This is a genomic window from Sphingomonas sp. (assembly GCF_048595155.1).
GTDB lineage: Bacteria > Pseudomonadota > Alphaproteobacteria > Sphingomonadales > Sphingomonadaceae > Sphingomonas_I.
This window is the reverse complement of record NZ_JBMDXN010000098.1, coordinates 1-21,612: the sequence shown is the minus strand read 5'-3', so window position 1 is coordinate 21,612 and position 21,612 is coordinate 1. Positions and strand designations below refer to the sequence as shown.

The following is a 21,612-nucleotide window of genomic DNA, read 5'->3' as shown; positions in this document are numbered from 1 at the left end:
TCGATGCGGTCATCGGTGGACGGCGCACCAGATCAGCAGGCCGAAGAAGAGGAAGGGCGACAGGAGCGCAAGCGCGCCGCCGAGCAGGCCCCATTTGCGATGGGCGGCATGCACCGCGCCGTCCCAAAACCCCTCAACGATGATCTCGACCAGCCACGCCATCCTGCCCGCCTGCCACATACGGGATTGGCTGCAAACCGCCCCCCCCCCGCGGGGACGCGCATCGCCGCGCGGGGCGGCGGGTCAGACGTAGGCCGTGTCAGCCAGCGCGGCCTCGACCCCGGCGGTGCCGCGATCGATCAGGGTGAGGAAGGTGCGGTTCGCCGCGGCGGCATCCTGCGTGCGGAGCACGGTCTGGTGCGCCTGCAGGAAGGCCACAGTCCAGGCCGCGGCGATCAAGCCGGCGGCGAGATGGGCGTTGGCATCGTCGTGGGCGCAGCCGACGCTGTCGGCGAGAGTGGTGGCCAGAGCGCGGACGAAATCGTCGCGCATCTGGCGTGCGCGCGCCTTCAGACTCTCGCTGGCGAGCGCCGTTTCCACGAACTGATCGGTGCCGCAGAAGAGGGGAAAAGGCGGGTCCGGCGCCTCGATCAACCGATAGGCCAAAATGCGCAGCGCCTGGACGGGCGAGGTTCCGGCATCGCGCTCGCGGATGGCGGCAAAGGCCGTGTCGCGGATCTCCCCTTCCCGATCGAAGAACATGTCTTCCTTGCGCGGGAAATGGTTGAACACGGTCATCCGTCCGACATCGGCCGCGGTCGCGATCTCATCGATTGTGACCCGATCGAAGCCGCGTTCGAAGAACAGGCGCGTCGCCACGTCCGAAATGGTCTGGCGGGTCTGCAGCCGCTTGCGGGTCCGCCGCTCATGCATCGCTTCGTCCACCTTGTTTTCTATACTCGGTATATTTATAGATCGAGTCTATAGATAATTCCCTGAAGTTGAGGTCTCTATGGTCCTGCCGTCAACCTCCGTGTCCGCAATCCCGGTGGCAGACCCTCCCGCCGTCCTGGTGAGCGGCGCGAGTTTCGCCGGCTTGGCGACTGCCTTCTGGCTGACGCGGCTGGGCTATCGCGTGACGATCGTCGAGGCGGCGAACGGGCTACGCCGAGGCGGCACGCCGGTCGATATCGAGGGGGAAACGATCGAGGTCCTTTCGGAAATGGGGATGATCGATGCGGTGCGGGCGAAAGCACTGCCGCCACGCGAGTTCGTGTTCAAGGACGCGGCGGACCGGACCCTTGGCGGCTTGACGGCATCCCGGCCGGAGGATGCGGCTTCTGCCCGTTATGAAATCCACCGCGACGATCTGCTGGATATCCTGTTTGCTGCGGTGGAGGGCGCGGTCGAATGGCGCTTCGGATGCGCGATCGCAGCACTGGAGAACGGACCGAATTGCGTGTCCGTGACCTTCACCGACGGCAGCCAGGGCGACTATGCGCTGCTGTTCGGCTGCGACGGCAACCGATCCAACACGCGGGCGCTGGCGTTCGCCGATGCGGGCGCCGCATCTTATTATATGGGCGGCTATTTCTATCTGCGGGTGGTGATGGAAACCGGCCTGCTTCCGGCAGACCGAACGCAGGTCTTCAGCGTTCCCGGGCGAACCGCGATGCTGAACGGCTATGAGGACCGGACCGACATCGCGCTCGCCTTCCGGTCGGCGACGCCGATCGACTATGATTTCCGCGACAAGGCGCAGCAGCGCCGCATCGTCCACGACCATTTCGACGGGATGGGCTGGAAGGTGCCGGAGATGCTGGCGCATGTCGATGCGGAGGGCGACTTCTATTTCGACCAGGCGAGCCAGATCCGCATGGCGAAATGGTCGACCGGCCGGATCGCGCTGGTGGGCGATGCGGGCTATTGCGTTTCCCCCGTGGCGGGCTTCGGCGGGTCAATGGCGTTGATCGGGGCATCGCGCCTGGCCAAGGCGCTGCGGCACCATCCGGACGACCATGAAGCAGCCTTTGGGGCCTATGAAGCCGGGCTCCGCCCGTTCGTGGAGGCGGTGCAGGAACGGGCCGCCACGACCGGCATGGCGATGCTGTTTCCAGCTGACGAGGCGGAGCTGGAGGCAAGGGACCGCAAGATTCGCGCCGGCGCGATCGACTTTTAATCGGCCATCCGCGTCTGCTAGCGGACGAAGAGCTGTCGATCGCGACTGTGTAGATCGTCCGGTTCGAAATATTTGGCGGACCAGGCGTCGGTGGTGCCGAGGAACCAGCCCGCCTCGACCGCGGCGGCCGCCTTGTCCGGTGCCGGCGCGGCCAACAGGGCGGCCTTGGGTTCGCCGGTCTGTTTCGCTGCTTCGGTGGCGACGCTGTCCAGAAAGTTGAAATGGTCGACCAAGGCCAGCGCCTCGATCGCGAAGCAGGCGGCGACATCCGCGTCGCGGATGGTGAGGAGATTGTCGCCATTCTGCTGCTCGCCCAGCAGCGCGAGATTGGAGGAGCCGCAATAGACAGTGGGGTCGGCGCCGTTAAAGCCGCACACGACGAATTTGTGGTGCACCTGATGGCCCAGGCTGATGTTCGGCACCTGGTTGAAGGGCGGCGGCAGGCGCGTCTTCTGCGGTTTGCCGGTGACGAGGACGCCGCTCGCCTTGCCGACCGGATAGAGGGCGATGCCGGCCGGATTATCGGAAATGCCGTAGCTGAAGAGGCTCTCATCACGGTGGAGCGCGCTTAAGGCGGTGTAGACCGGATTGTCGGCCGCGCCCTGCAATTCCATCACCGCGAACAGCACGCTGCCGAGATGATCGGGTTCGTTCGCCTCCGCCTCGGCGCGCGCGACGATCTCCATCAGCCCGGCGCGCGCATCGGCCGTGCTGTGCGGCGAGAAGGCGATATGGGTGGTGGGAACGGTCGTGCTTCCGAAATCCTGCCCCTGGGTCGCGAGGCTGGTCGTGCGAAAGGGCTTCGCGGCGACATCCTGATCCCAGACGGTCCGGAACAGGGTGGCGTAGAGCTTGGCGACGCCGGCATCTTCATAGACCAGAATGTGATTGGCATTCACGTAGAGGCCGGTGACGGACAGGTTGGTCGATCCCGTCAGCGCGGTGACCGGTTCGCCCTGCCTGTAGACGACGATCACCTTGTCATGGGCGTAGCGATCGAAATGACCGCGCATGATCCGGTCTGCCCCGGCTTTCGCGCCGAACAGGGCGGCGAACTGATCCTCGGGCGGGTTCTTGGCGCTATGGTGGAGTGCCGCGTCATCCAGGATGATGCGCGCACGCGATCCGATATCCAGTAGCGCGGTGATAACGTCCGGTTCACTCAGATCGTAAGCGAAGAGATCGAGCGTCAGCGTCGCATCCTCCTGCACGGCGTGCAGGATTTCGAAGAGGCGATCGCGCGCGGTGAAGCCCGACCATTCATAGTGCTGGGCATAGGTGAAGCTTTCGCCTTTCGGATTGGCGCCCGCGATCGCCGACGTATCGAACTGCAGCGGCGCCCGGTACGGCTTGAACTTCGTCTTGAGGCCGAATTGCTGCACGAAGGCCTGGCTCTGGGTGAAGCCCCGGGTGAAGGCGAGCTTGAGCGCGCCCTTCACGAACGGCCCGACGCCGATCGTGAGCGCGACCGAGAGCCCGGGATCCAGCGGCAGCAGATGCTGGCGATCGTCGAAATAGCGCGGCGTGACCGTATAGACATAGTCGCCCAGTGCGGGTTGCAGGCCCTGATGTTCCAGGCCCGGCACATGCACCCAGCGGAACTTGTGCAAGGGCGCGTTGACGGTCGATCGGGCGGGCTCGTCCGGGTCTTGCGCATGATCGGCCGGCCGGCGGAATTGCAGCCGGTTCCACAGATAATAAGCGGGCTTGCCCGGCGGCGTGACCGCGATCGTAAAGCCCGCCAGTCTTGGCCGGGACTCCGCTGTCGCGAGATCGAATGCGAGCAGCGTCTTGGCATCGCCCTGATAGGCGACGACCGTCAGCGCACCGTTGGACGCACGCACCTTTGGCATAAGGCCCCCGTGGCGGCGATCGACCAAGCGAGTCGCCGCATCGCCCAATCTGCTACCAACCGATTTCTTCGTCGAGATGACGGTGCGCGTGGCTGAACCTGGGCCGCTTGCTTTCATCTGTTATCGAAACACGCTGCGCCGGCACCGTCCTGTAACGCGCAACGGTGCAGACGAAGGCTTTCGCCGGGCGGCGAGCTTCGGAGTGCGTGGATGCGGGTTGGACTGATGGTGCTTGCGGTCGTGGCGCTGGCGCATGCCGCCGACGGCCAAATTCTATCGACGGAGAGCACAGATGCCCCCGAGCCGGCGATGACCGTGCCGGTAGCCGCACCGACAGACGTTGCGTCGCCGGAGGCCATCATTCGCGCGGTCCACCGATCGATATCGGGGCCAGCCGTGCCCCATTTCGACTTCGGCCGCTTCCGTTCGCTGTTCCTGGACAATGGCAAGGTCGGTGCCGCGGGACAGGAGACCAGGTCCGAGCCACCGCACATCATGTACAAAGCGGTGACCGCCTGGATCGCGGAGAATCAGGAAGCGCGCAATCGGATCGGACTGGAGGAGAAGATCATCGCGATGCGTGTCTCGCGGTTCGGCAATATTGCCAGCGTCTTCTACACGCATGACGTGGAAGTGACCGATGGTGGCAAAGTCACTCGCTACCAGACGGCCAATGTCGGGCAATTGGTCTTCGACGGCAGGCGGTGGTGGGTTGCGAGCCTGATCTGGAACGTCTCTCCCGATCCCGATACGCTGCCCGATGGACTGGATGGAAAGGACCCGTCCGCCGGCAGCTGACTCTGACGAGGACCGAAACAGTCCTTATTCCTTCGACGCCTGTGTCAGGCTATCCTTGAGGCGATCTTCATCATGGAAGGAATGACCGGTGGCTTCATGTGCTCCTCGCCTTGCGCTGGCATCGCTTGTCCTTCTTTCCACCACGGCTGTAGCAGGCCAGAGCGCCCCTACGCCCGCCATTGCGGCGCAGGCGCAGACGGCCACTGCGGATACGGCCGCGCTGGAAGCGCATAATCGTGATTGGCTGAACGCCTATAAGACGCGCGATCGCGCCGCGCTGGAGCGCATCCTCGCCGACGATTTCACCGCAGTCTATCCTGACAATCGCGTGCTGCGCAAAGCCGAGCTGATCGCTGCCGCGACCGGCACCAGCCGGGTGATCGAAACGATCGACTGGGCCAATCTGCGCGTGCTGGTGTTCGGCGACGTGGCGGTGGTGACCGCGCGCAGCACGCTATCCGGTACGTCGGCGGGCAAGCCGTTCACGGCATCGAACGACTATGCCGACGTTTATGCCAAGCGGGACGGACGCTGGCAGGCAATTTCCGCCCATGTCGTGCGCGCGGCACCGGTCGCGCCGGCTTCCTAGCCGACAACGCTAGGCGGCGATGTCCGCCGCGCTGCGCGCATCGAAGGCCTCCCGGGCCTGTTCCACCGCATCGAGATGCTCGCGCGTCCAGGCGTAGAGCGCCTTGAACGGCGGCTGGAGCGAGCGGCCGAGCGGCGTGATTTCATATTCCACCCCAATCGGCGATGTCGCGATGATGCGGCGCGACAGCAGCCCATTGCGTTCCAGCCGACGCAGGCACTGGGTCAGTGCTTTTTGGGTGACGCCTTCCAGATGACGCTTGATGCCATTGAAGCGCATCGGCCCGGCATCCAGCACGGTCAGCACCATCATCGACCACTTATCGGCGATCTGATCGAACAGCAGACGGCTGGGGCAATTGACCGAGAAATGCTCACATCTCGTCATATAGTTTCCTCGTTTATCCCTAGGCGATCCTAAGTGCGTTCTTGAAGCCTGGTATCCGATGTATACCTATAGCGCCGATCCACAAGAGAGGCACGGTATCGATGACTACATCTGACATTCTGTTTCGCCCGCTGCGCGTCGGCTCATTGGAGCTGGCGAACCGTATCGTCATGGCCCCGATGACGCGCAGCTTCGCGCCGGGCGGCGTACCGGGCGAGGCGAATGCGGCGTATTATCGTCGGCGGGCCGAGGGCGGCGTAGGGCTGATCCTGTCCGAGGGAACGGTGATCGATCGGCCGGCGTCACGCAACGACCCCGGCATCCCCTTCTTCCATGGCGACGCGGCCCTGGCCGGCTGGAAAGGCGTGATCGACGCCGTCCATGCCGGCGGCGGCAAGATGGGCCCGCAGCTGTGGCACACCGGCGCGGTCAAAAGCTTCCTGACCGAGTGGGATCCGGATGCGCCGCTGGAGAGCCCGTCGGGGCTGGATGCGCCGGGTGTCGCGCGCGGCAAGGCGATGAACGATGCCGATATCGCCGACACGATCGCCGCCTTCGCCAAGGCTGCGGGTGACGCCAAGCGGCTGGGCTTCGACACGATCGAGATCCATGGCGCGCACGGCTATCTGATCGATCAATTCTTCTGGGCGGGCAGCAACCTGCGGACCGACCGCTATGGCGGCGCCACGATCGGTGAGCGATCGCGTTTCGCGGCCGAGGTGGTGGCGGCGATCCGCGCGGCTGTCGGCCCCGATTTCCCGATCATCCTGCGCGTGAGCCAGTGGAAGCAGCAGGAATTTACCGCGCGGCTGGCAACGACGCCGGCCGAGATGACCGATTGGCTGCAGCCGCTGGTCGATGCGGGCGTGGACGTGCTGCATTGTTCCCAGCGCCGCTTCTGGATACCGGAATTCCCGGAGATCGACGGCGAGAACGGCCTGAACTTCGCCGGCTGGGCCAAGAAGCTGACCGGGGCGAAGACGATCAGCGTGGGTTCGGTCGGGCTGTCGGGCGACTTCATGGCGGCGTTCAGCGGGGAAAGCTCGACCAACGCCGGGCTCGATCAGCTGATCGAGCGGATGGAGCGCGACGAGTTCGACCTGATCGCCGTCGGCCGCGCCCTGATCAGCGACCCGAACTGGGTGAACAAGGTACGCCAGGGGGAAAGCCAAGCGCTGCGCGGGTTTGACGCCGCATCGCTCGCCGAACTGGTGTAAGGGCTATGAGGCCGGCAGACATGCCGGCCTCTTTTCATTTGCTGCCGCCGCTGCGCCGTTCCGGCTTGGCAGCTGACCGATAGCGTAGCAGATATGCGGCGTGCGCCGCGCGGATCCGCAGACGGCGGCGGTAGGGGGCGCCATGTCCGACGGTTCGGACGACGTAACGATCATAGTGGCCGCACTGATAGCGGCGGCGGTGGTGACGTGGATCGTGGCGCGCCTGCTCGGGAAGGTCATTGCGAAGCGCAGCCTGGTGCTGGCGCGTTTCATCACGGCGCTCTTTGTTCCTGGGCTGACGCTCACTTTCGGGATCGTGCGGGCACGCGCAGACGCCGCCGCGCACCCGCTTTCCGACTGGCCGGCAATGGGCCTGCTGGCCATGATGATCGCCTCTATCGTCCTGCTCGCGGCGACCGTTCCGACAACAATGCTAAGCCTGCCGCGACGATAGAAGCAGGGTACAGGCAGTGGCTCATCCTAAGCCAGGCCAGCGCGCACCGAGCACCATCTGGAAGGCGATCGCAGCGGGGCAGAACAAGGCTCATAGGTGGATCGTCACGCCCGGCGCGATCCACCACGTCGCGCCCAGGCACAGCATGGCCAAGGCGATGGCGGGCCAGCTCCGCTGAATTGATTGCGCTGGCTTCGGATTCGGCTGGCCGGACGGGCGGAGCAGGAGCGGTGCCGCGACCAGCGCCAACTGCCCCAGGATCGGCGCGGGGAGCACAGAGATCAGGATGATCACAGGATCCGGCACGCGCAGGCCGATCAGACAAAATGCGGCCACCGAAGCGAGATACGGCGCCCATGTGAGCCTGCGGGCACGGCCCTGATATTCGGCCAGCCAGCGGGCCATAAGGCGCGCGGCAAGGTAGAAGCCGGCCAACCCCACTCCGATCTCGATCACGCGCCACAGCCCGGCGTCGGGCCAGCCGGCGATCAGTTCCGCCCAGTCGCCCACCCCAAATATGCCGGAGAATGAGAGATAGATGAGGCCGAGCGACAGATTGACGACCGCGAGCAAGCGCAAGCCGAAATGGAGGGCAGGGGATTGGGAGCCTTGCCGAGTCCGCTGCAACCAGAGGTAGAGGCCCGCGCCAAGCAGGACGTTGAAGAGCGAACCGCCCATGAAGACGGCGGCACCGGCCTTCGTCGCGTTGGAAATGGGCGGGGGCGGCGGCAAGGCATCGATCGAGGTGGAGGTCAGGACGAAGTCGCGCACGCCGCTGAGGTACATGATGGTGCCATGGCCCAAAATTTCATGACCCATCACGGCAACGAAATAAGCGGTACAACCGAGCGCCATCAGGGTGAGGATGTCATGGCGCCGCCCGGACGAGTCCGTCAGACGCGCGCGATCGGCAATTAGGCTCACGGCACATCCCAGGCAGAGTGAACGGCATAGCGAGCAGCGCGTGCCGATGACGATCGTCATCGGCCGTTTGCGCGATTGAGGTTACAGAAGCGTATCGCGTGCCGGCGACAGGCTACGTTAGTCACCTTGCTCGACGTGCTGACCCTCAGCGGGAAAACTCGCGGCAGCGTCCGTGGATGCCAGCCTGCGCCGGCGCGACGGAGGCTAGGCGTCGTCGCCGATCGCCTGTTCGGCTTCGGCCATGAAAGCGTGGGCGGCCTCACGGTCGTCCTCGTCCTGGAAGGTGGCATCGGGATCGGGGGCGGTGCCGAGCAGATACATCAAGCACCACAGATCGAAGCGGCGTTCGGGATCGCGTTCCAGCCCGAATTGCAGGCGGACCAGGTCGGCGCCCTTGGCCAGCCGTTCGGGATCGAGCGTGTCGATCGCGGCGGTGCCGAAGAAGCGGACGAGGAGATCGTCGAAATCCATGCTGGCCTCTCTACGCGGCTTCGCGGCGCCAGGCCATCGCGGCGGTAACAGGCTTATTCGGTGGAAGCTTCCCCGCAGCGGCCTTGGCCGGAAATGGTGCCCAGGGACGGGATCGAACCGCCGACACCGTGATTTTCAGTCACGTGCTCTACCAACTGAGCTACCTGGGCACGGAAGCGTTGGGAGGCGCGCCTATAGAGGCGGCTAGCGCTCGCTGTCTAGCCCGTTGCGCAGGGAATCCTGTTCATCCTCCTCAACCGGGGGTCCGGGGATGCGATATCCGTCCGAAAGCCACTGGATCAGATCGCGATCGCGGCAGCCCTGGCTGCAGAAAGGCATGTGCGCGGCGACGGCGGGTTTCCCGCATCCCGGGCAGGCGGATCGATCAAGGCGTGGCGCGGCTGGCATGTCCGGCGGATATGGCGAGCGCCCCATCCTCCCGCAAGGTGACGGGCGCGCCGATCGCGCGGGCAAGCGCATCGATCCAGTCGGTGCGGGTCGCTACACGGGCGATCACGCGCGGATGCGCCTGGAGCGTAAGGGCGCCATGGCCGGAGGCACGGCTGGCGCGGCGAATCAGGTCGAGCGCGGCGGCGGCGACCGGATCGGCAGCGATCCGTTCCGGAATGGACGGGCGCGTGCGGCGGCGGACGATCTGAAGGAAGCCGAAGCCGTTGACGGCGGTGCGTTCGAACGGCTGCGGCAGAACCGCGTCCAGTGCGGCGGCGGTAGCCTGACGATCGGCCTTGCCGGTCAGCGTCGGCAGATCGATGCCGATCGACCCGGCGATGCCGAACAGGCGAATCGCGCGGCCGGCGGCGCGCGCGCCGGCGACCGCCAGCTCGGCCGCGCTGCCGCCGCCATCGACGTCGATCAGCGTCATGGCCGGGGTGAGCGAGATGCGGAGCAGCAGATCGGGCGTCGAGAAGAGGCCGCTCGTCGCCTGTTCGATCGCATCGGACCAGCCATGATCGTCCAGCGTGGCATCCCGGCCCAGGCGCCGCACGGAGAGGCCGCCGGCGTTGATTTGGGCCCATAGGTCCGGCCCGGGGCCTGGCGCCGCCTCTGCGGCCGCCAGGCGGGCCCGGGCGGGCTTGAGCAGCGTGCCTTCGGGTATCGGCTCGCGCACGATCTCAACCGCCACGGCGCTGCCTTCGGTGAGGCTGGGCGGGACCGGGGTGAGCTGGACGATCGTGCCGTCGGCGAGCGCGACCTGGCCGCGACCCGAGGCATCCGCTTTGCGGATCAGCCGCCCGGACAAGACGGCGCCAAGGCGCGGGCCGGGATCGTCATCCCGCTCGATCGCCATTTCCACCATGCGGCCGCCCTCGATCAGCGCGGCCCGGTTTTCCCCGATGCCGGCCTCAAAGAGCCATTCAGCCAAGAGGGATCCCGGCGGTGATCAGCAAAGCGCGGGTTTCGAACAAGGGCAGGCCGACGACGCCGGAATGGCTGCCGGCAAGGAAGCGGACGAAGGCCTCCGCCCGGCCCTGTACGGCATAGCCGCCCGCCTTGCCGATCCCCTCCCCGCCCTCGGCATAGGCCTGGATGGTCGCGGCGGAGAGCGGCGCGAAGGTGACGATGGTGGTGGAGAGGCGGTGGCGGGCGACGCCGTGCGCGTCGACGACGGTGACCGCGCTCAGCACGCGATGGCGCCGGCCGGCGAGCAGCTTCAGGCAGGTCGCGACCTCTTCGGCGGTTTCCGCCTTGGGGAGGATACGGCGTCCGGCGGCGACCACCGTATCGGCCGCGAGGACGACCGCGCCGGAATGGCGGGGCGCGACCGCGGCGGCCTTGGCGGCGGCGATGCGGCGGGCATAATCGACCGGCGGTTCGCCCTTCAGCGGGGATTCGTCAATTTCGGCCGGATCGACCGCCGCGACCTCCACCCCGATCCGCGCCAGCAGATCGAGTCGACGCGGCGATGCGGAGGCAAGGATCAGGCGCATGGCAAGGTCCGCGAGGCCGGAAACTGCGGCGCGACGTCCGCGCTCCTGTCGAGCTTCGCGTCTCGAAACACACGGTTCCGTCGTCGACGGATCACTTGAAGCGGTAGGTGATGCGGCCCTTGGTCAGATCATAGGGGGTCAATTCGACCAGCACCTCATCCCCCACCAGCACGCGGATGCGGTTCTTGCGCATCTTGCCGGCAGTGTGCCCCAATATCTCGTGATCATTTTCCAGCTTCACGCGGAACATGGCGTTGGGCAAAAGCTCCACCACCTGCCCGCGCATTTCCAGCAATTCTTCTTTCGCCAAGCGAAGTCCTCAAAAATCTTACGGGTTGTCGAAAAGGCGCGTCGCCTTAGCCGCAAGGGCTCAAAAAAGAAAGCAGCGCCTTTCAGGATATAGGACGCCCGCACGCGGGTTGCGAGAGCGGCCGGGTTGCGTGGGTGCGCGGGCCATGCCTATAGCGGCCTATGGTTCGCTTTTCGTTCTGTGGCGTTGAACTGGCAGCGCTGAGTGCGGGCGCGCTCTATTGGCCCGCGCGCGAGGCGTTGCTGGTGGCCGACCTGCATCTGGAAAAAGCGAGCTGGTATGCGCGTGGCGGCCAGATGCTGCCGCCTTACGATTCGATCGCGACGCTGACGGAACTGGCCAAGCTGAAGGACGCGACCCAGGCGCGCGAAATCTGGTGCCTGGGCGACAGTTTCCACGACAAGGAAGGGTGCGAGCGGCTGCCGGCCGAGGCGCGGGCGCGGCTGATCGCGCTGACCGGGACCACGCGCTGGACATGGATCACCGGCAACCACGACGCGGTGCTGGCCGATCATTGCGGCGGCGACGTAGTGGAGGACGCCGAGGTGGACGGGCTGGTGCTGCGGCATGAGGCTGACCCGCGCGAGCATCGGCCGGAGCTGTCCGGCCATTTCCATCCCAAGCTGCGGCTGAGCCTGCGCGGGCGCAACGTGGCGCGGCGCTGTTTCGTGGCGAGCGGGACCAAGCTGATCCTGCCGGCTTTCGGCGCGTTGACGGGCGGCATGGATGCCGACGATCCGGTGATCACGAAGATCGTCGGGCGGAGCGCGCAGGCGTTGATTGCGGTGGAGAACAGGCTTCTCAGGTTCCCGCTGGCGGCGTGACCTTTCCCCTCCACCGCGCCTGCGGCGCGGTCTCCCTCCCCGTGCCGGGGAGGAGATGCTGGGTTTCAGACGGCGTGCGCGCTTCTGCAGCGACGGGGCCTGCGGCTCGATGGATGCTGAAACAAGTTCAGCATGACGGTTGGAGAAACCCGGGGGTAACATATGCTCCGTCACCCTGAACTTGTTTCAGGGTCCATTTGGCGGCGAGGCGACAGCGTTATTGATTGCGGTGGATGGCCGGGAATTCCCCTCCACCATCGCTGCGCGATGGTCCCCCTCCCCGAGCGCGCTCGGGGAGGAGATGCGTCAGCCGGTCACCAGCACGGGTTTGTCGCGCCAATATTGCGGGTAGAGCTGCTTCAGCGCGGCGACCTTGGGCGCGTCGTTATAGCGGATATAGCCCGAGTCGGGGTGGAGCGTCAGATAATCCTGATGATAGCGTTCGGCCGGGTAGAAGGCCTGGGCGCGTTCCAGCCGGGTGACGATCGGCTTGTTCCACAGATGGGCTTTGCGCAGCTGCGCCAGATAGGCGGTGGCGACCTTGCGCTGCGCCTCGCTCGTCGGGAACAGGGCTGAGCGATATTGGGTGCCGCGATCGGGGCCCTGCGCATTCAGCATCGTCGGATCGGTGATGACCGAAAAATAGATGCGCAGCAGATCGGCGTAGCTGACGACGCGCGGATCGAAGGTGACGCGGACCGATTCGGCATGACCGGTATCGCCATCCGACACGCGCTCATAATGGGCCGTGTTGGCGGCGCCACCCGTGAAGCCGGACACCGCGCTCTTCACGCCCTTCACATGCTGAAACACGCCCTGCACGCCCCAGAAGCAGCCGCCCGCGAAAATGGCGGTCTCGCTGGTGGCGCTGTTGGGCACGCTGATGAGCGCGGCAGGTGCGCGCACCACGCTTTCGGCGGCGACACCGGCGGTTCCGAAGATCATGGCGGCGCCCAGCGCCAGCCCGGCGGCGCCGGCGAACAAACGGGTAGAAATGCTGGTCATCGTGCAGCTCCCGGTAGGATGTCCGTAATATAGGAAGTGCTAGGTGAATGGGGAGTGGCAGGATGCGCCGAACCGATTAGGCAGGGCCCGTCACCACCATGCGAAAGGATCAGCCATGACGACGCGCAACGCTTCCGCCCGGTACGAAGGTTTCGGCAAGACCGGGAAAGGCCATGTCTCTTCCGAGTCGGGCGTGCTCGCCGATACGCCCTACAGCTTCAACACGCGCTTCGGCGACGAGAAGGGGACCAATCCGGAAGAGCTGATCGCGGCAGCGCATGCGAGCTGCTTCACCATGGCCTTGTCGTTCGGCCTGGCGGGCGCAGGCTATACCGAGGGCACGCTGGAGACGAAGGCGGCGGTCAAGCTGGAGCAGGACGGCGCAGGCTTCAAGGTCACGCGGTCGGACCTGACGCTCACGGCTTCGGTGCCGGGAATCGATCCGGATCAGTTCGCGTCAATTGCGGCGGACGCGGAAAAGAATTGCCCGATCTCCAAGGTGCTGAATGCGGAGATCACGCTGACGCACACGCTGAACGATTAAGTTCGGCTCAGCCTTACCGTCACTCCAGCGCGCTGGAGTGACGGTTTACAGGACATGCGCTCAGCGTAGCGCCGCGCAGGCGGTCTGGATGCGCTGACAGGCTTCGGTCAGCAATTCTTCCGAGGTGGCGTAGCTGATGCGGAAGGCGGGCGAGAGGCCGAAAGCGGCGCCATGGACGGCGGCGACGCGGGCATCGTCCAGCAGATAATCGATCAGCGCTTCGTCCGTGTCGATCGTCTTGCCGCCCGGCGTCTGCTTGCCGATCAGGCCCGACACATCGGGATAGACGTAGAAGGCACCATCCGGACGCGGGCAATGGATGCCATTGACCTGGTTCAGCATCGAGCAGACCAGATCGCGGCGGCGTTCGAACGCGGCGTTGCGATCCTTCAGAAAATCCTGCGGGCCATTGAGCGCGGCGGTCGCGGCGGCCTGCGCGATCGAGCAGGGGTTGGAGGTCGACTGCGACTGCAGCTTGGCCATCGCCTTGATCAGCCGCACCGGACCGCCGGCGAAACCGATCCGCCAGCCGGTCATCGAATAGGCCTTGGAGCAGCCGTTGACGGTGAGCGTGCGCTCGTACAGCTCCGGCACCACCTGCGCGATCGTCGCGAATTCGAAATCGCCATAGGTGATATGTTCATACATATCGTCGGCCATCACCCACACGTGCGGATGACGCAGCAGCACCTCGCCCAGCGCCTTCAGCTCGGCGGCGGTATAGGCGGCGCCGGTCGGGTTGGAGGGCGAGTTCAGGATCAGCCACTTGGTGCGCGGTGTGATCGCGGCCTCCAGCTGGTCGGGGGCGATCTTGTAGCCCTGCGATGCGCCGGCCGGGACGATCACGGGCGTGCCGCCGCAAAACTGAACGATATCCGGATAGGAGACCCAGTAAGGCGCGGGGATGATGACCTCGTCCCCTTCCTCCACCGTCGCGACGAGCGCGTTGAACAGGGTATGCTTGCCGCCGACATTGACGCTGATCTGACTGGTTTCGTAGCTCAGATCATTGTCGCGCTTGAACTTGGCGACGATGGCGGCCTTCAGTTCCGCCGTGCCGTCGACATTGGTATATTTGGTCTTGCCGGCGCGGATCGCCTCGATCGCGGCATCCTTCACAAAATCGGGCGTGTCGAAATCGGGCTCGCCCGCGGCCAGGCCGATCACCGCGACCCCCTGCGCTTTGAGGTCCAGCACCCGGCTGGTCATGGCGAGGGTGGGCGAAGGGCTGATGCGGCCTAACGCGGCCGAGATGAGGCTCATCGGTCTGAATGTCTTTCTGCCGAAGGGAAGAAGCGGGCGCGCTATAGACCGGTCGTTCCGGCGCCAGCAACCGCATTAGGGCTTTTTCGAGCCCAACCGCGCCTTCATCAGCCCGCGCAGATCATTGCCGATGAAAAAGTCGCCCGAAAGGTCGGCAACGGTGAGATCCCCTTCCCGCGCCCGCCCCTCTTCGATCAGGCACCCGCGCAGGATGCCGGGCAAGAGACCGCGATCGAGCGGCGGCGTGACCAGCACGCCGTCGCGCGGCACGAAGATATTGGTGAAACTGCCTTCGGTCAGCCAGCCATCGGGGCGGACCAACAGGGCCTCGAAGCATCCGCTTGCCTGGCGTGCCGCGGTGTAGAAGCCGCGATCGGTCGTTTTGTGGCGCAAGCGGAAGTCGGCGGGATCCACCGGCAGGGGTATCACCGCCGCCTCCACCGGCGCCGTCGGCGTTGCCGGCAGATCGCCCACCTCCACCGCGATCGCACCGCCGGCACTCAGCATCAGCCGCAGCCGGGCCGGCGTCGTGCGACGATAGGTGGCGGCGTGGAGGCGATGGCGGATATCGTGCCGATCGAAGACAAAGCCCAAGGCGGCGGCGCTGCGGGCGAGGCGGGCGAGATGATCTTCCAGCCGCACGACACCCTCGTCGGGTTCGAACCGCATCGTTTCGAACAGATCGAAGGACGTGCTGGCGGCGGTGACGAAGGCCCCCTTGGCGAGGCATTCGCGCCATTCGCTCTCGGCCGTCGAATCGGCGACGACGGCGGAGCCCAACCCCATGCGCGCGCGACGGGCGCCGTCGCGTAAGCCGAGTGTCCGGATCGCGACGTTGAAGGCGGCGCTGCCGTCAGGAGCGAAGACGCCGATCGACCCGGTATAGGCGTCGCGCGAATCTGGTTCGACCTCGCCGATGATTTCCATCGCGCGGACCTTTGGCGCCCCCGTGATCGATCCGCAGGGGAACAAAGCCTCGAGCAGATCGACCGCATCGCGGCCCGGCTGCAATTGCGCGGTGACGTCCGACACCATCTGATGGACGGTCGGATATTGTTCGACGGCGAACAGGCGGGGCGTGGCGACGCTGCCGGGCTGGGCGACGCGGGACAGATCGTTGCGGATGAGATCGACGATCATCAGGTTTTCGGCGCGCTGCTTGGGATCGGCGGCGAGCTCTGCCGCGAGCGCAGCATCTTCGGCAGGATCGCGGCCGCGTGCGGCGGTGCCCTTCATCGGGCGGGCGGAGACGGCTGCGCCGTCGGTCTGGAAGAACATTTCCGGTGAAAGCGACAGCAGCCAATTCTGCCCATCATAAGCGATGCCGCCCCAGCCGACCTGGGCGCTGCTGCGGAGGCGCGCGTAAATGGCCAGGGGATGCCCCGCCACCGGCACGTCGGCGCGGAAGCTGAGATTGGCCTGGTAGATATCGCCGGCCGCAATCAGCGCCGCCACCCGGTCGAACGCCTGTTGGTAGGCACGGCGCGACACGCGGGGGCGCGGCGCCCCCACCCATCCGCCGGCCGCATCCGGCAGCAGGCGTTCGAACGCGGCGGCATCCAGGGTCTCGGCCTGTTCGAACAGGCCGAACCACAGAAGCGGCAGCCCGGTGTCGGAGGCGTGGGGCGCGGGCAATGTCGGTTCGAATGCCGGCCCGGCTTCGTAGCTGAGCCAGCCGGCCGCATGCAGACCGTCCCGCGTCGCGGCGCGGATCTCTGCGAGCGCGGGCCGGACATCGCCTGCGCGCTGCGCGACGAGGATCGTGCTGGGATTGCGATACAGGGTCTGGGCGCCGCCGGGGCGCGCATCGTCGAGCAGAACGAAAGGGGTGCCGGGCACGAGCATCACGCCGCTCTGCGCGTAGTAGCGGGCACCGCGCAAGCGGCGCCCGCTTATTCGGCGATCGCTTATCGGCCGATGCGACCGAGCATGTCGATATGATGCTGGACCACCGGCACGATATTGGCCGCGGCGCGGCGCAGAGCCGGGGCGGAGCCGGTGGCGGCATAGTCCTGCTGCAGCTGGAGCGCCTGGCGATGCGCCTGGCGCTGCTGATCGATGTAGAGGCGATCGCGATCGCGGCCGTCGGCGCGGCGCAGTTCGGCGACCATGCGACGCTGCATCGGATCCAGCATTGGCGCGCCCGGCCGGACGCCCGAGCGGCGGGCCGCGGACGTCACCATCGCCGTGCTCTTGGTATGATCGGTCACCATCATGCTGGCGAAACGGCGTACCTCCGGATTGCGCGTGCTGTTCAGCACGATCTGGCTCGACGTCTTCTCATACAGGTCGCTCGCGCCCGCTTTCTTCAGATAGACCGACGTTGGCGGCGCGGCCTGGACTGCGCCGGCCAACAGCATCGCCGTGGCAGCCGCCAAGACCGCCCGAGTGCGCGTTAACATATGATAATCCTTTCCTTTTTTCCTGACCTTCAGGCCGGGCGGTAACGCGCCGCGCGGCGATTGGGTGCGTGCCGGCTTGCCCCCAGACGGCCACGCGGCCATCTGTGCGCGATGGCTTCTTCCCCACCGCTGCGCGCCGCGATCCTCCCGGTCACGCCCTTCCAGCAAAATTGCACGCTCATCTGGTGCACGCGCACCATGCGGGGCGCGTTCATCGACGTCGGCGGCGAGCTGCCCCGCCTCAAAGCTGCGGCGGCGCAGGCGGGTGTCACGATCGAGAAGTTGCTGGTCACGCATGGCCATGCCGATCATTGCGGTGGTACCGCGGCCTTGGCCGAGGAACTGGGCGTGCCGATCGAAGGTCCGCACGAGGACGACCGCTTCTGGATCGCGGGCCTGAAGGAGGATGGTCCGCGCTTCGGGATCGAGGCACTGCCGTTCGAGCCCGATCGCTGGCTGGTCGACGGCGACACGGTGACCGTCGGCGAGCTGACCCTCGACGTCTATCATTGCCCCGGCCACACGCCCGGCCATGTCGTCTTCCACCATGCGCCGTCCAAGCTGGCGCAGGTGGGTGACGTGATCTTTCAGGGTTCGATTGGGCGCACCGATTTTCCGCGGGGCAACCATGCCGATCTGATCGCGTCGATCACCGGCAAATTATGGCCGCTGGGCGATGACACCGCCTTCATCTGCGGCCATGGCCCGATGTCGAACTTCGGTCAGGAGCGGCAGAGCAATCCCTTTGTCGGGGATGCCGCACTCCGCCCCGCCTGATCCGCCCTATCCTTAGAGGCGGATACCGTAGGCGAGCAGAATCGCCCAGACGATGAGGGCCGCCAATACGCCCCAGGTCAGCATCGCCCCGCCGGCCCGATAGCCATTGGATTTGGGCTGATCCATGCCGATCGGGTGGATGACACGGGCGACGACCAGGAGCGCGCCGAGCCCCCACAAGATCCGCGAAGGGCCCACGTTCAATTCGATCAGCAGCATCAGGATGAGCGCGATCGGCACATATTCGTTGAAATTGGCGTGCGCACGCATGCGCTTTTCGATCGTTGGTAGATCGCCATCGCCCACCAAAATCTTGTGCTGGAAGCGCAAACGCGACACGCGCACGCCAAGCCAGATGTTGAGCAGCCCAAGCGCGGCGGCGAAGATGAGCGTGACGGTAGGTGCGGCGGCGATATGCATGAAATGGTGTCTCCCCGTGGCCACCATGCCCAAGCCGGCCTTGCAACGCGAGCCGAAATCGCTATAGGCCAGCGCCTTCGCGACGCGCCCAGCCGGAGGCCCGCGGCTCTTCCTGAGCCGTACTGGCCATCGGCGAAGCGCGTCCTATCGTTTCTACAGACATGGAATAGGTGCCGAGATGGCAGTCCCAAAGAGAAAAACATCGCCGTCCAAGCGAAACATGCGCCGCAGCCATCACGCGCTGACGGTTGCCGCTTTCCAGGATTGCCCGAACTGCGGCGAACTGAAGCAGCCGCACAATCTGTGCAGCCACTGCGGGCATTATAACGGTCGCGAGATCCTGCCGGTCAGCAACTGATTGACGGGATTGGCGGGGGTTGAGCGTGGGTCCCTGTCTCGCCATTGACGCAATGGGCGGCGACGGTGGCCCGGCGATCGCGGTCGCTGGAGTCGCGCGTGCGCTGTCGCGCAACCCGATCATGCGGTTCACGCTGTTCGGGGATGAAACGCGGCTGCGCGCTGAAACCGCACGCCATCGCGAGTTCGGCGATCGCGTGGCGATCGTGCATTCCGCCGATGTGATCAAAGGCGAGGACAAGCCGACTCAGGCGATTCGCCGCGCCAAGACCAGTTCAATGGGCATGGCGATCGCGGCGGTGAAGGACGGCCGCGCCGATGCCGCCATCTCGGCCGGCAATACCGGCGCGCTGATGGCCATGGCCAAGATCGCGCTGCGCACCATCCCGGGAATCGATCGGCCGGCGCTGGCCGCCCTGCTGCCGACGCTGGGCGAGCATGATCTGGTGATGCTGGATCTGGGCGCCAATACCGAGTGCGACGCCCGCAACCTGTTTGAATTCGCGGTGATGGGCGCGGCCTATGCCCGCATCCTGCATCAGACCGAACAGCCGACGGTGCGCCTGCTGAATATCGGCACGGAGGCGCTGAAGGGTACCGACACGCTGCGCGACGCATCGGCGATGCTGCAGGCGGCCCATCACCTGCCGCTCCGATTCGACGGCTTCATCGAAGCGAGCCGGCTGGGGCGCGGCGAAGTGGACGTGATCGTTTCCGACGGGTTTTCCGGCAATATCGCGCTGAAGACGGCCGAAGGCACCGCCCGTTTCATCGCCGACCTTCTGCGACGATCGTTCAAGAGCTCGCTGCGATCCAAATTCGGTTTCATGCTGTCGAAGCCCGCCATCACCCTATTGCGCAAGGGTCTCGACCCCAATTTGCGCAACGGCGCGGTGTTCCTGGGGCTGAACGGCACGGTGGTGAAGAGCCATGGCAGCACCTCCGTCGAGGGGTATTGCAACGCGATCGAGGTCGCAGCCAAGCTGGCCCAGGGCTGCATCACCGACCGCATCACCGCGGACTTGGCCCGTATCCGCACGCCGGAGCCGAACGCAGCATGACGCGACGGGCCGTGATTGCAGGCACCGGATCGGCGCTGCCCGCCCGTCGGGTCACCAATGACGAACTGGCGCAGACGGTCGATACGACCGACGAATGGATCGTCGAGCGCACTGGCATCCGGGCCCGCCATATCGCTGCGGAGGGGGAGACCACCGCGTCGCTGGGCAGCGCGGCCGCGCGCCGCGCGATCGAAGCCGCGGGCTTAGCGCCAACCGACATCGATCTGATCATCCTGGCCACCGCCACTCCGGACCAGACCTTTCCCGCCACCGCGACCAAGGTGCAGGACGCGCTGGGTATCCGCGACTGCGTCGCCTTCGATGTGGCCGCCGTCTGTTCCGGTTTCCTCTATGCCCTTTCTGTCGCCGACAACATGATCCGCGGCGGCAGCAGCACCAGCGCCCTGGTGATCGGCGCCGAGACGTTCAGCCGAATCCTGGATTGGGAGGATCGTACGACCTGCGTGCTGTTTGGCGATGGTGCCGGCGCGGTGGTGCTGACGGCGCAGGCGAGCGAGGATGCCGCCACCGCGCGCGGCGTGCTGTCGACCGCGCTGCATGCGGATGGGCGGCATAATCAGCTGCTCTATGTCGATGGCGGCCCTTCAACGACGGGTACGGTCGGCAAATTGCGGATGAAGGGATCCGAAGTGTTCCGCCACGCCGTCGTCAATCTGGCGGCGGTACTGGCTGAAGCCGTCGAAAAAGCCGGCCTTTCGGTCAACGATATCGACTGGGTCGTACCGCATCAGGCCAATCGTCGCATCCTGGATGCGACTGCTCGCAAGCTGGGCTTGCCTGCGGAGCGCGTCGTGATCACGGTCGATGAACATGCCAATACGTCGGCCGCATCGGTGCCGCTGGCGTTGGACGTGGCCGTGCGTGACGGCCGCATCCAGCGCGGCGACGTGATCGTGCTGGAGGCGATGGGCGGCGGTTTTACCTGGGGTGCGGCAGTGGTGCGATACTGACCAGTACGGTAGCGAAACGACTCGTCGACAAGCTGTGCAAATCGTCGCCAACGGCTTGTTTTCTCTAAGGTGTTGGGTTTAAGCATGGTGAATTACCATTGTACGGCGTGGGGGGTTTGATGGCCGAAGCTGATATGGTGATGACGAACACGCTGACGCGGGCGGACCTCGCCGAAATCCTGCATGGCGACATTGGGCTGCCGCGCTCGCAATGCGCGACGCTGGTCGAGCAGGTGATCCGGCATATGTGCGAATCGCTGGCCAATGGCGAGAATGTCAAAATCTCCGGCTTCGGGACATTCGTGCTGCGCGACAAGGCGGAGCGCGTGGGACGCAATCCCAAGTCGGGTGTGGAAGTGCCGATCGCGCCGCGGCGCGTGCTGACCTTCCGCGCGAGCCAGACGCTGCGCGACCGCATCGTCAGCGCGGGCTGACGTGGCGGACCCTTCTGCCAAGGCGGAAGGCGCTTTTCGCACCATCAGCGAGGTGGCGACCGAGCTCGGCCTGCCGCAGCACATCCTGCGTTATTGGGAGACGCGCTTTCCGCAGTTGCGCCCGCTGCAGCGCGCCGGCAATCGCCGTTATTATCGCCCGGCCGACATTGCGCTCGCCCGCCGGATCGATCGCCTGCTGAACCATGAAGGCTATACGATGCGCGGCGTGCAGAAGCTGCTCGGGCAGCCGGATGGGGGCGCGGCGGTCGATGCTGCCAAGCCCGCCGCCCCGGTGGAGACGCCCGCGGTGGCGGCAGCGGAGAGCGGCAACATGGACGCGCTGATCGAGATTCGCGATGCGCTTGCGCGCGCTCTGACGACGGACGTTCCGCCGCAGTCCTGACCTCTGACGATGTGCAGGGTGCTTCCAGCCCGGCTTTTTGGTGGCCGGCGTTGGCACAGACGCGACGCAACAGCGCTGGG

At 65.8% G+C, this 21,612-nt stretch carries 28 protein-coding genes and 1 tRNA gene; 13 read left to right on the top strand and 16 right to left on the bottom strand.

Annotation, left to right across the window (positions count from 1 at the left end):
• Positions 1-9: 9 nt before the first annotated feature.
• Both ACOJSI_RS14815 and ACOJSI_RS14810 read right to left on the bottom strand, forming a co-directional pair.
• The gene (locus ACOJSI_RS14815) at positions 10-162 is read right to left on the bottom strand and encodes a hypothetical protein (RefSeq protein WP_420139064.1); all 153 of its coding nucleotides are present in this window, start codon (positions 160-162) and stop codon (positions 10-12) included.
• 81 nt (positions 163-243) lie between these two features.
• Entirely contained in the window at positions 244-885 is a 642-nt protein-coding gene (locus tag ACOJSI_RS14810) for a TetR/AcrR family transcriptional regulator (RefSeq protein WP_420139063.1), read from the bottom strand.
• A 103-nt stretch (positions 886-988) separates the two neighbouring features.
• Between ACOJSI_RS14810 and ACOJSI_RS14805 the strand changes: the two genes are divergently transcribed.
• Complete coding sequence (locus tag ACOJSI_RS14805; RefSeq protein WP_420139062.1) at positions 989-2,119, top strand: FAD-dependent monooxygenase; 1,131 nt, start codon at positions 989-991, stop codon at positions 2,117-2,119.
• A 17-nt stretch (positions 2,120-2,136) separates the two neighbouring features.
• On the opposite strand, the gene ACOJSI_RS14800 is transcribed toward ACOJSI_RS14805, so the two are convergent.
• Complete coding sequence (locus ACOJSI_RS14800) at positions 2,137-3,972, bottom strand: phospholipase D-like domain-containing protein (RefSeq protein WP_420139061.1); 1,836 nt, start codon at positions 3,970-3,972, stop codon at positions 2,137-2,139.
• A 210-nt stretch (positions 3,973-4,182) separates the two neighbouring features.
• Between ACOJSI_RS14800 and ACOJSI_RS14795 the strand changes: the two genes are divergently transcribed.
• Positions 4,183-4,770, top strand: coding sequence for a hypothetical protein (locus tag ACOJSI_RS14795; protein ID WP_420139060.1), 588 nt, complete (start codon positions 4,183-4,185; stop codon positions 4,768-4,770).
• An 88-nt stretch (positions 4,771-4,858) separates the two neighbouring features.
• Positions 4,859-5,359, top strand: a complete 501-nt coding sequence (locus ACOJSI_RS14790) for a nuclear transport factor 2 family protein (RefSeq protein WP_420139059.1) — start codon at positions 4,859-4,861, stop codon at positions 5,357-5,359.
• Between the two features lie 9 nt (positions 5,360-5,368).
• On the opposite strand, the gene ACOJSI_RS14785 is transcribed toward ACOJSI_RS14790, so the two are convergent.
• Positions 5,369-5,746, bottom strand: coding sequence for a winged helix-turn-helix transcriptional regulator (locus tag ACOJSI_RS14785; protein WP_420139058.1), 378 nt, complete (start codon positions 5,744-5,746; stop codon positions 5,369-5,371).
• A 101-nt stretch (positions 5,747-5,847) separates the two neighbouring features.
• Between ACOJSI_RS14785 and ACOJSI_RS14780 the strand changes: the two genes are divergently transcribed.
• Positions 5,848-6,963: an NADH:flavin oxidoreductase gene (locus tag ACOJSI_RS14780; protein WP_420139057.1), complete on the top strand. Its 1,116-nt coding sequence runs from the start codon at positions 5,848-5,850 to the stop codon at positions 6,961-6,963.
• A gap of 142 nt (positions 6,964-7,105) precedes the next feature.
• Positions 7,106-7,417: a hypothetical protein gene (locus ACOJSI_RS14775; protein WP_420139056.1), complete on the top strand. Its 312-nt coding sequence runs from the start codon at positions 7,106-7,108 to the stop codon at positions 7,415-7,417.
• Between the two features lie 90 nt (positions 7,418-7,507).
• On the opposite strand, the gene ACOJSI_RS14770 is transcribed toward ACOJSI_RS14775, so the two are convergent.
• The 7 genes from ACOJSI_RS14770 to infA all read right to left on the bottom strand — a co-directional run bounded on the left by ACOJSI_RS14770 (position 7,508) and on the right by infA (position 11,071).
• Entirely contained in the window at positions 7,508-8,341 is an 834-nt protein-coding gene (locus ACOJSI_RS14770; protein ID WP_420139055.1) for a hypothetical protein, read from the bottom strand.
• A gap of 204 nt (positions 8,342-8,545) precedes the next feature.
• Positions 8,546-8,812 (bottom strand): hypothetical protein, encoded by a 267-nt coding sequence (locus ACOJSI_RS14765; RefSeq protein ID WP_420139054.1) that lies wholly within the window; start codon positions 8,810-8,812, stop codon positions 8,546-8,548.
• Positions 8,813-8,906: 94 nt separating this feature from the next.
• Positions 8,907-8,982, bottom strand: a tRNA-Phe gene (locus ACOJSI_RS14760).
• 34 nt (positions 8,983-9,016) lie between these two features.
• Positions 9,017-9,220 (bottom strand): DNA gyrase inhibitor YacG, encoded by a 204-nt coding sequence (locus ACOJSI_RS14755; protein ID WP_420139053.1) that lies wholly within the window; start codon positions 9,218-9,220, stop codon positions 9,017-9,019.
• Positions 9,198-10,196, bottom strand: coding sequence for a ribonuclease (locus tag ACOJSI_RS14750; RefSeq protein ID WP_420139052.1), 999 nt, complete (start codon positions 10,194-10,196; stop codon positions 9,198-9,200). The genes ACOJSI_RS14755 and ACOJSI_RS14750 overlap by 23 nt, the downstream gene beginning before the upstream one ends.
• Entirely contained in the window at positions 10,189-10,761 is a 573-nt protein-coding gene (locus tag ACOJSI_RS14745; RefSeq protein WP_420139051.1) for a Maf family protein, read from the bottom strand. The genes ACOJSI_RS14750 and ACOJSI_RS14745 overlap by 8 nt, the downstream gene beginning before the upstream one ends.
• Before the next feature lie 91 nt (positions 10,762-10,852).
• The gene (gene infA, locus ACOJSI_RS14740; RefSeq protein ID WP_010162480.1) at positions 10,853-11,071 is read right to left on the bottom strand and encodes a translation initiation factor IF-1; all 219 of its coding nucleotides are present in this window, start codon (positions 11,069-11,071) and stop codon (positions 10,853-10,855) included.
• Between the two features lie 161 nt (positions 11,072-11,232).
• Between infA and pdeM the strand changes: the two genes are divergently transcribed.
• Positions 11,233-11,895 carry a ligase-associated DNA damage response endonuclease PdeM gene (gene pdeM, locus ACOJSI_RS14735; protein ID WP_420139050.1) on the top strand — a complete coding sequence of 221 codons (663 nt, stop codon included), beginning with the start codon at positions 11,233-11,235 and terminating at the stop codon, positions 11,893-11,895.
• Between the two features lie 306 nt (positions 11,896-12,201).
• On the opposite strand, the gene msrA is transcribed toward pdeM, so the two are convergent.
• Positions 12,202-12,900 (bottom strand): peptide-methionine (S)-S-oxide reductase MsrA, encoded by a 699-nt coding sequence (gene msrA, locus ACOJSI_RS14730; RefSeq protein ID WP_420139049.1) that lies wholly within the window; start codon positions 12,898-12,900, stop codon positions 12,202-12,204.
• Between the two features lie 115 nt (positions 12,901-13,015).
• Here msrA and ACOJSI_RS14725 point away from each other — a divergent pair, with 115 nt between their 5' ends.
• Positions 13,016-13,444 (top strand): OsmC family protein, encoded by a 429-nt coding sequence (locus ACOJSI_RS14725; protein ID WP_420139048.1) that lies wholly within the window; start codon positions 13,016-13,018, stop codon positions 13,442-13,444.
• Between the two features lie 60 nt (positions 13,445-13,504).
• Here ACOJSI_RS14725 and ACOJSI_RS14720 read toward each other — a convergent pair whose 3' ends face one another.
• The 3 genes from ACOJSI_RS14720 to ACOJSI_RS14710 all read right to left on the bottom strand — a co-directional run bounded on the left by ACOJSI_RS14720 (position 13,505) and on the right by ACOJSI_RS14710 (position 17,109).
• Entirely contained in the window at positions 13,505-14,707 is a 1,203-nt protein-coding gene (locus tag ACOJSI_RS14720; RefSeq protein ID WP_420139047.1) for a pyridoxal phosphate-dependent aminotransferase, read from the bottom strand.
• A 75-nt stretch (positions 14,708-14,782) separates the two neighbouring features.
• The gene (gene pabB, locus ACOJSI_RS14715; protein ID WP_420139081.1) at positions 14,783-16,552 is read right to left on the bottom strand and encodes an aminodeoxychorismate synthase component I; all 1,770 of its coding nucleotides are present in this window, start codon (positions 16,550-16,552) and stop codon (positions 14,783-14,785) included.
• A 62-nt stretch (positions 16,553-16,614) separates the two neighbouring features.
• Positions 16,615-17,109 (bottom strand): DUF4142 domain-containing protein, encoded by a 495-nt coding sequence (locus ACOJSI_RS14710; RefSeq protein ID WP_420139046.1) that lies wholly within the window; start codon positions 17,107-17,109, stop codon positions 16,615-16,617.
• Positions 17,110-17,220: 111 nt separating this feature from the next.
• On the opposite strand from ACOJSI_RS14710, the gene ACOJSI_RS14705 reads away from it, so the two are divergent.
• Entirely contained in the window at positions 17,221-17,886 is a 666-nt protein-coding gene (locus tag ACOJSI_RS14705; protein WP_420139045.1) for an MBL fold metallo-hydrolase, read from the top strand.
• Between the two features lie 12 nt (positions 17,887-17,898).
• Here ACOJSI_RS14705 and ACOJSI_RS14700 read toward each other — a convergent pair whose 3' ends face one another.
• Positions 17,899-18,306: an MAPEG family protein gene (locus tag ACOJSI_RS14700; protein ID WP_420139044.1), complete on the bottom strand. Its 408-nt coding sequence runs from the start codon at positions 18,304-18,306 to the stop codon at positions 17,899-17,901.
• A gap of 178 nt (positions 18,307-18,484) precedes the next feature.
• On the opposite strand from ACOJSI_RS14700, the gene rpmF reads away from it, so the two are divergent.
• The 5 genes from rpmF to ACOJSI_RS14675 all read left to right on the top strand — a co-directional run bounded on the left by rpmF (position 18,485) and on the right by ACOJSI_RS14675 (position 21,532).
• Positions 18,485-18,664, top strand: coding sequence for a 50S ribosomal protein L32 (gene rpmF / locus ACOJSI_RS14695; protein WP_420139043.1), 180 nt, complete (start codon positions 18,485-18,487; stop codon positions 18,662-18,664).
• 19 nt (positions 18,665-18,683) lie between these two features.
• A complete protein-coding gene (gene plsX, locus ACOJSI_RS14690; protein ID WP_420139042.1) occupies positions 18,684-19,724 on the top strand; it encodes a phosphate acyltransferase PlsX in 1,041 nt (346 codons plus the stop codon).
• Entirely contained in the window at positions 19,721-20,695 is a 975-nt protein-coding gene (locus ACOJSI_RS14685; protein WP_420139041.1) for a beta-ketoacyl-ACP synthase III, read from the top strand. The genes plsX and ACOJSI_RS14685 overlap by 4 nt, the downstream gene beginning before the upstream one ends.
• Positions 20,696-20,829: 134 nt before the next feature.
• On the top strand, positions 20,830-21,129 hold the full coding sequence (locus ACOJSI_RS14680; protein ID WP_420139080.1) for an integration host factor subunit alpha: 300 nt from the start codon (positions 20,830-20,832) through the stop codon (positions 21,127-21,129).
• 1 nt (position 21,130) lies between these two features.
• Complete coding sequence (locus ACOJSI_RS14675) at positions 21,131-21,532, top strand: MerR family transcriptional regulator (protein ID WP_420139040.1); 402 nt, start codon at positions 21,131-21,133, stop codon at positions 21,530-21,532.
• Positions 21,533-21,612: the final 80 nt, after the last annotated feature.